Raw genomic sequence first — 5,842 nt, forward strand, 5'->3', positions numbered from 1 at the left:
GCGAACAGCGGGCGAACGATGGTTAGCATATCGCTAACGGGCCGTAAATCCGGAAACCGCTGTGCCCAATGGCTTGGCAAAAAGGCGCAGGCTGTAGTGACATGCAATAGCTGGCGCGTTAATTGCGCCGAGGTAGTGGTGACGAGCGGCACCTGCTGATTGAGCTGCAGGCGGTTTTCGTGCGTATGAAAATCAGCTCCCCATTCAAGCTGTATATAAGGTCGCTTGTCGTTAACAGGTTCGCCGCCATTGGCATCGGTGAACAGCGTTAGGGAAAAGCTGCCAAGCTGCTGACTAGTCAACTCCTCCATTTTTGGCGCTTCAGTGGTAATCAATAAATCCAGCTGGCGTTCGTGTAGTTCTTTTATTAGCCCCTGACGCAGCGCAATGCGCGCCTCCAGCTGGAGATCCGGCCACTGTTTATAAAGATTTTGCAGCCAATCTCCCAGCCACGCTTCCCACAGCGATGCGCTGGCGCCAATGGACAGCGGATTATGCTGCAAAGAGCGCGTCACTTCCTGTTTGGCGACCTGCCAGGTGATTATCAGATTTTCTGCGTAGGGCAATAGGCGTTCCCCTGCCGCGGTCAGGCGAATATTATTTCTATGGCGGGTAAACAGGCTTACGCCCAGCTGAGTTTCCAACTGGCGGATGCGAAAGCTGACCGCTGATTGTGTCAGATAAAGCGCTTCCGCCGCTCGCCCGAAATGTCGGGTACGGCTTACTTCCAAGAATGTTTTCAGTAATTCCGTGTCCACTTCGCTCTCCAAAAAAACTTTTCGCACTGATTAAAATGTTTCGTTTTACAGAAAGTCAACCCTAACTAATACTCCGCGCCATAAACAGCATGGCTTATGTAGAGATGGGAGCGCGTAAGATGGCGGACAGCTTTTTTACTTCTACTCGTTATTTTGATAACAAAAATTATCCTCGCGGCTTCTCTAGGCATGGTCATTTCACTATTCGTGAAGCGCAGTTATTAGAGCATTGCGGCCATGCCTACAATGATTTGAACAGCGGCAAACGGGAACCTGTAACCGATGAAGAACGGCAGTTTGTTGCTGTGTGCCACGGTGAACTTGCCCCCTCAAACGAACATGAGAAGGTTTGGTTTAAATACATAGAGCATACTCGCCGCCCCAAGCGTTTTCATACCCTTTCCGGCGGTAAACCACAGATGGATGTTGTGGAAGACTACACCGACACTGAAGATTGATAAAGAAGGGGTTAAAGCCCCTTTATTCTAACTCTTATTCCCGCTGCTACCACAGCTCATGCAGCAGCCGGTCGATAGAGATAGCTTAGGGCGCTTCCAGAGGGTGATTTTTGCTAATTTGGGCTTTACACGCCAAGATCCTCTGGTGTGCGGGCTACTTTTAGTAAACAATGCGAAGAGGTTACTGACAATCGTAGCGCCATTAATGCATTTCCCAGAAACTAGCTATCGGTTTCCTACAAAGGGGCACCATTGCATAAGCCGCTTATTGCTCAGCCGTGCGTTAAGGCTCTACGCGTATTCTAAATGAATGGCACGTGCCGCCAGACACGTGCACGCACAGTCGCTCTGTCTTCGTCGAGCGGGCATGCGCCCGAGCAACGACCCCAGTGACGGCAACGGGACATACACCGACAGATCGAAGCATCGAAGCGATCCAGAAACGGCTCCGACAGGCAATTCAGACAGCGTATTCTCAGTCGGCTCGCAGCGGGTCGTGTACGCTGCTGCGATCGCCGGAATGGTTATGGCCGCTACCAATTGAAAAAATACTGGCAGGCAAACGCTGGCCTGGACACGCGCGATGTGAATTTCACCCGTTTCCAGATGTGAATTTCACCTGTTTCCAGCGGATCGTGCGGCGCGGGGCTCCCGAGCACTCGCTTACGCCGTTATGGGCCAGAGCGAGATTTCTCCGGAGCGCGCGAAAAGGACGCTGACGCTCATGGCGTCTAGCGGTGCTGACGCTAACCAGACTGGTAAAATGACGGCGGTTTCCATCGTCTCATCATCTAATACCGGCAGCTAACCCCTATAGTCGGCTCGCTAACATGGTCTTTCCGAGTACCCGGCGCGGCTATATCAGCAATAAACTTGTAAGCCGCCGGCAGTGGCGATTTCTAGTGCGCGTTGGGCCTATTAATGGCCGATGACTTCCGTCAAATCGCTGCCGTTTGACGACGCTAGTAGGATGGATATCCGCCATGGGTTCCTCGGTAATCAGAGGGTCATCACCCTGTAGAAAGCGGCACACCTTTTGCAGACAGCCGGCGAGACATACCTTGGATGCTAGGTGACAGCGTGATTTCTTCACGATTGGCTTACAGGATAAGGATAATCTGCCGACCTTCGTCCACCGCGCCGTGGGTGGCCGGAATAGCGCCTAAACTCCGCAGGCCCCTGGCCAGCGACAGCTCGCCAAGAAACTTATAAAGCTTCAGCCGAGCGCCGGGGATATGTTACGTCGCTGAAAGGATTGCCAGCGCGACTGGCAAATCGTAGTGAGAATGGCGCTGCATACTTGAATCCCGTGACGCGCGCACGGTACATTCCGGCAGCCACACCAGGTTGAGAAGGAAGGCAACCCCTTATTATATGTTGTCTCCACCATGATAGATAGTGACCCGGATGCCGATTAGCCCGAGGGTATAAATTGTCGCCAGTGCCATGGGGCTCTCCTTTGTGAACGGTGCTGAGTATGTGCCAGCTATCGCGGCGGAAAGGTTAGTAACGATAAAAAGATGTGCGGCTCGGATAAGAAAAATAATCTCGTCATTGCTATACCATGGCGAAAAATGCAACGGCGCTTGCTTTTCTAGCGTAGATGCGCCAGTCACCTAGTTTCACGATATTATTACCCACCGTTGCACCGTTTTCCAGACAGGCTAATAACCATGTTATTGATGATGGTGAATGAACGTGAATATAACGATCTTCGCTAAGAGAACGGTGTGCATTAGTAAGCGGGTAATACCCGGCGCTATCGATCGAATAAATAGAGGGGTAATACGCTTTCGTAGAATATGCTTAATAAAGGGAGATGTAGGAAGAGATAATAAGAATAAATATGCTGGCTCTCAGCATTTATTATAAATGAGATGACTAACATCGTCTGTCTAACCCGCTACGCGGCTACTACATATTCAGTAATAAAATATTTTATTATAATTAAATTTCTTATGTTAAATTTGTCGGGAGGTGTCTCGCATTGTCGCTGTAGTGATGTTTAGATGGTCTCGATATAAATTAGTCGGATAACCTTTCAATCAAGTCGAAGATAGAGGATGCGCGAGTTCTTAAAAGTTTTCTTTTTATTTTATGGCATTGCTGAATATTGCGCGCGATAGTTGACGCTTATGGCGCACCGCAAACTTATTATCATTCTTAACTAAACAATGCCTTTAACACTGACTAATCAGTTAATATCCGTATAATGCGACCCGCATGCTCAACCTACTATTGACCCTCTACTCCCTTATAAGTTGGCAGCGCAGCGACACTGTGTAATACACGACTCGCACATCGCCCTTCATACTAATCACCGAGGTTGGTGATGCAGCCTCTTATATCACCGTCAACTCGTCAGTGGTAACGATGTTAATCTCTCTATCGCCGCAGATTCGCCCACCCTGAGATGACCACCGTGTCTCTGGTTTTCTCTTCCTTACAACCCACTGGGGACTCCTCCATTGCCTTAAAAGAGCTGCTCTTGGTCAGGGTTTCTCTATGTTATCTGACCGTCGTCGACTAAATTAAAAATTTTCATTTATGAATAACTATTATGTAATTTATGGAATAACAGGACAGTACGTTCTGATCGCGCTGATAGGAATAACAAAAATAATTATTAATTATTAATTAAATATTAAGCATAATTAAAATATATTTATGAAAGCTGCTATTTAAGTGATTAGCATGATAGTGATTATTATCCCACCATGCGGGGCTGAACATGGACGAAGAAAAGCTTACTAAACAAGCTTAAATTTCAAAAAAAACCGCACCAACCCGGTCGCGGTTTTTGAGTATCAATCAAGCAACAGAAGAACACTAAATGAAAATTAGAACATTATTCTGTCCCTGCGGCGCGAAGGATAGGGAACTGGACCATGAACAGAGCTCAATCTACGACAGCGGGATTGAGCATCTGATATGCAGTCATGAAGCACAGGGCGCGACCATCGCAGAAATCGGCTACGCACGGACTACCGGTAAATTGGGGGAGTATATCGCGACCTACGGTCCTGGTTCCACCAATCTTATCACCGGTCTAGCCGATGCCTTATTAGACTCGGTGCCGGTCGTGGCGATTACCGTAGGATAGGTTAGATCGGCGTTTATTGGCGTTGATGCCTTTCAAGAAATTAATGCACTGGGTTTGTTGTTGGTCTGTACCAAACATAGCTTTCTAATCACTGGACGCGAGCTGCCGTGGATTATCACTGAAGAATTCGCCATTGCTACCAGAGGATGTCCCAGTCCTGTTCTGATCAATATTCCCAAGAATATCCAGCGGGCTAGGGACGATGGGGTTCGGTATTCCCGCTGTGATCGAAGCACAGATTGCTCGTCTTAGGGATACCGTCATCTGTGTCTCAGGCGACAGTTCCTTTATGATAGATGTGCAAGGAGGATCTGACCACTATTAAGCAAAAACGGTTGCAGCTGAAAATCGTGCTGCTGGATAATAACCAGCATTTAGGTATGGTCCGTCAATGGCAGTAGTTATTTTTGATAAACGTTATAGCGAACCACCCTGACTGATAACCCTGATTTTCTCACGCTGGCCAGTGTTTTCGTCATTCCCCTTCCCGGCTTGCACATCACTCGCAAAGACTAAATCCCGCAGGCTCTGGAAACCCTATTTAACCAACCTGTACCGTTCCTGCTGCGTGTTTCTATCGATGAGCTTGAGAATATCTGGCCGCTTGTGCCTCTAGCGACGGTAATGAAACCATGCTGGAGAAATCATAATGATGCAACATTCCCTTTCTATTCAAGCGAGCGCTTCCGCTCGGAAGCTAAAGCATAAATATTTCACTTGACCGTTGCAAGAAAGCGATCTGCAGACTTATTATCTGCACAATTGAGTAAGCTAATGGATATCGCTATGTAGAGATCTAGCAATTAATATCATAACAAATACGTGCCTAAGGCCAGGTAAGGAAAGAAGAAGATAACAATGGAGTAAGCTGATTTCATTTAGTTTAACGGTGAAATAGTTCCGTGGACAGAAGCCAAAGTCTATGTGATATTGCATGCGCTGCATTACGGGTCTTCATTCTTTGAAGAAGTACGTTGCTTTGATTCGCATAAAGGCTAGGTGGTATTTTATCATCGTGAACACATACAACACCTGCATAATTCGGCCAAAATATATAGCATGCCAGTGACGCAAAGCATCGATGAGCTGATGGCGGCCACTTGTTGCGCCGTTATGCTGAAAAATAAACTGGTCAGTTTCTATATCCGGCTGTTTGTGTTTGTCGGTGATGTCTGTACGGGCGTGAACTCGAGCCGGTGGACTACACCACAGACGTGATTATCGCCGCGTTTTCATGGGGAGCTTATTCTAGGGGGAAGAGAGGTCCTAAATCAGAAGAGAGGTCCTAAATTAAAGGATTGATGCGATGGTGTCTTCCTGGAACCGTGCGTCGGCCAATACCATTCTGACCGCGGCTCTAAATCCGGCCAATTAGTTATCATCAATGATGCTAGTGGGCATCGACGAAGCCCTCCACCGTAGTTATAAGAAGGTATTACCCTTGACGTGCACGGTTATGCTTCCGAGAGCGCTAGCGATAACCTGTTTGAAGTAAAAGATGGCATTTATCCACGCCGTCTTTC

4 protein-coding genes and 3 pseudogenes are annotated in these 5,842 nt (G+C 47.8%); 6 read left to right on the forward strand and 1 reads right to left on the reverse strand.

Features of this window, described 5'->3' with window-relative positions; translation table 11 throughout:
- Positions 1-758 (reverse strand): HTH-type transcriptional regulator HdfR (hdfR, locus tag BG74_RS06225; protein ID WP_066597348.1); only part of this gene is annotated, 758 nt, incomplete at its 3' end.
- Positions 759-877: 119 nt separating this feature from the next.
- Between hdfR and BG74_RS06230 the strand changes: the two genes are divergently transcribed.
- From BG74_RS06230 to BG74_RS06245, 6 genes and pseudogenes are all read left to right on the forward strand, one after another.
- Positions 878-1,216, forward strand: coding sequence for a MaoP family protein (locus tag BG74_RS06230; RefSeq protein WP_066597349.1), 339 nt, complete (start codon positions 878-880; stop codon positions 1,214-1,216).
- A gap of 673 nt (positions 1,217-1,889) precedes the next feature.
- On the forward strand, positions 1,890-2,024 hold the full coding sequence (locus BG74_RS18990; RefSeq protein WP_256364237.1) for a hypothetical protein: 135 nt from the start codon (positions 1,890-1,892) through the stop codon (positions 2,022-2,024).
- Positions 2,025-3,901: 1,877 nt separating this feature from the next.
- A pseudogene (locus tag BG74_RS13630) lies at positions 3,902-3,970 on the forward strand (IlvGEDA operon leader peptide); the annotation flags it as partial.
- Positions 3,971-4,049: 79 nt separating this feature from the next.
- Positions 4,050-4,319: a thiamine pyrophosphate-binding protein gene (locus BG74_RS20685; RefSeq protein WP_066597343.1), complete on the forward strand. Its 270-nt coding sequence runs from the start codon at positions 4,050-4,052 to the stop codon at positions 4,317-4,319.
- Between the two features lie 184 nt (positions 4,320-4,503).
- A pseudogene (locus BG74_RS20690) lies at positions 4,504-5,027 on the forward strand (thiamine pyrophosphate-dependent enzyme); the annotation flags it as partial.
- A gap of 186 nt (positions 5,028-5,213) precedes the next feature.
- A pseudogene (locus BG74_RS06245) lies at positions 5,214-5,842 on the forward strand (aminotransferase class IV); the annotation flags it as partial.

Origin of the sequence: Sodalis-like endosymbiont of Proechinophthirus fluctus (genome assembly GCF_001602625.1) — a bacterium.
Classification (GTDB): Bacteria; Pseudomonadota; Gammaproteobacteria; order Enterobacterales; family Enterobacteriaceae.

Excerpts from the sequence above, each read along its gene's own strand:
- BG74_RS06230 (WP_066597349.1), top strand. The coding sequence starts at position 878 with ATGGCGGACAGCTTTTTTACTTCTACTCGTTATTTTGATAACAAAAAT.
- BG74_RS20685 (WP_066597343.1), top strand. The coding sequence starts at position 4,050 with ATGAAAATTAGAACATTATTCTGTCCCTGCGGCGCGAAGGATAGGGAA.
- BG74_RS18990 (WP_256364237.1), top strand. The coding sequence starts at position 1,890 with ATGGGCCAGAGCGAGATTTCTCCGGAGCGCGCGAAAAGGACGCTGACG.